The organism is Polaromonas sp. P1_G4, from assembly GCF_056405475.1.
This window is the reverse complement of sequence record NZ_JBFUCA010000661.1, coordinates 1-1,932: the sequence shown is the minus strand read 5'-3', so window position 1 is coordinate 1,932 and position 1,932 is coordinate 1. Positions and strand designations below refer to the sequence as shown.

Below are 1,932 nucleotides of genomic sequence, written 5' to 3'. Positions count from 1 at the left end.
CGCTGTACGTGCACCTGCCCTGGTGCCTCAAGAAATGCCCTTATTGCGACTTCAATTCGCACGAGGTCGCGGGCGAAATGCCAGAGCAGCGCTACATCGAYGCCGTAGTGGCCGATCTGGAGGCCGCGCTGCCCCTGATCTGGGGCCGCATGGTCCACAGCATTTTTATTGGCGGCGGCACACCCAGCCTGTTTTCGCCGCAGGCCATAGACCGCTTGCTTGCCGACATCCGCGCACGCCTCAGGCTTGAAGCCGACTGCGAAATCACGCTCGAAGCCAACCCCGGCACCTTTGAAAAAGACCGCTTCAAGGCCTTTCGCAGCGCCGGCGTCACACGCCTGTCCGTCGGCGTGCAGAGCTTTGACGACAAACACCTCAAAGCCCTCGGCCGCGTGCACGACCGCGCCCAGGCCATCGCCGCGGTAGAAGAAGCCGCACAAGCCTTCGACACCTTCAACCTCGACATCATGTACGCGCTGCCAGGCCAGACCATGGAAAGCCTGGAGCAGGACATGCGGCAGGCGCTGGCGCTGCAGCCCCCGCACATCTCGATTTACCACCTGACCATCGAGCCCAACACCTACTTCGCCAAATTCCCGCCCGTGGTGCCTGAAGAAGACACCGCCTACGCCATGCTCGACAAAATCACCGAGATCACGCAGGCCGCCGGGTTGCAGCGCTATGAAGTGTCGGCCTACGCCAGGCCCGGCCACCGCTGCTTTCACAACCTCAACTACTGGCAGTTTGGCGACTACCTCGGCATAGGCGCCGGCGCCCACAGCAAGCTCAGCTTTGCGCACCGCGTCGTCCGGCAGGTACGCTTTCGCGAGCCCAAGCTCTATATGGAAAAGGCCCTGACCGGCGAAGCCGTCACGCAAGAAACAGAAGTCAGCCGCGCCGACCTGCCTTTCGAATTCATGCTCAACGCCTTGCGCCTGCGCGACGGCTTCAAGCTGCAAGACTTCACCGAAAAAACCGGCCTGCCCGTCACCGCCATTCAGCGCGGCCTTGAAGAAGCCGAACGCAAGGGCCTGATCGAACGAGACTTCGTACGCGTCAAGCCCACCGAGCGCGGCTTTGATTTTTTGAACGACCTGCAGACATTGTTTCTGGCCGACTAGCGCCCACGTCAACGCCCAACGCCAACGTCAACGTCAACGCAACATCCCGTCTACAAAATCTATGGAAACACCAGCCGTTATTTTTCTGGTTATCAGTTGCGCCGTCAGCTTCGCGCTGGGCCGGCTGTTTGTGCACTTCCGCGACAAAAAGCGCAAAGAAAAATCACAGGCCCGCGAAGCCGAAGCATTGCGCAACCGCCCCCCAGAACCCGAGTCCCTCAACAAGGCCAAGCGCAAGCGCCAGCTTCAGCAGCTGGAAAAAGAAGAAGCCAAAAGCCGCAAGCGCTGACTGGCCTCCACAGCGGTTTGTTTAACCGCAGCTCACGTGCGTCACGCGCCCGGCATCATCCACAGTCAGGCTTAGCCGATCAGCATTGAACTCCATCGTCACAACCTGCCCGGGCTTCAGCACCCGGACGGTTTTGGTGCCGGCGCGTGTGCGGGCTTCTTCTTGAAGCGCTGCGCTCACATTGCGGCCCACGGCGAATTGGGCTGGTGCGGCGTTGCAAGCACCGCTTGGCGGCGCAGATGCTGGCGTTGATGCCGCGGGGCCTCCGCACGCGGAGAGGGCTATCGGCAGCGCTAGTGCAAGAGCGTTGAGAAAATGCGTGCGCATGGCAAGGTCCTTTCGTCGAAGTGTTTGGAGCTTACCTCGCGATACTCTGCTACATGTGGAGGTGAAGCGAAAGTCCGCACCAGAAAACGCAGTTAGGTGCGGGATCAATTGACATTGACCGGTCGCTGTTTGACAAGCCTCGACCCCTTTTTGTATTAATGTTAGACATCTCATACTTTCTGACGCTGTACATGT

3 protein-coding genes are annotated in these 1,932 nt (G+C 59.9%); 2 read left to right on the top strand and 1 reads right to left on the bottom strand.

Annotated features, from left to right (window positions below; all coding sequences use genetic code 11):
- Nucleotides 1–2 precede the first annotated feature (2 nt).
- Together hemW and AC1D1X_RS21915 are read left to right on the top strand one after the other, a co-directional pair.
- Nucleotides 3–1,121, top strand: a complete 1,119-nt coding sequence (gene hemW / locus AC1D1X_RS21920) for a radical SAM family heme chaperone HemW (RefSeq protein WP_477699178.1) — start codon at nt 3–5, stop codon at nt 1,119–1,121.
- A gap of 61 nt (nt 1,122–1,182) precedes the next feature.
- Complete coding sequence (locus AC1D1X_RS21915) at nt 1,183–1,410, top strand: hypothetical protein (RefSeq protein WP_477668267.1); 228 nt, start codon at nt 1,183–1,185, stop codon at nt 1,408–1,410.
- 21 nt (nt 1,411–1,431) lie between these two features.
- Here the strand turns inward: AC1D1X_RS21915 and AC1D1X_RS21910 are convergent, their stop codons facing one another.
- Nucleotides 1,432–1,737 (bottom strand): I78 family peptidase inhibitor, encoded by a 306-nt coding sequence (locus AC1D1X_RS21910; RefSeq protein WP_477668266.1) that lies wholly within the window; start codon nt 1,735–1,737, stop codon nt 1,432–1,434.
- Nucleotides 1,738–1,932: the final 195 nt, after the last annotated feature.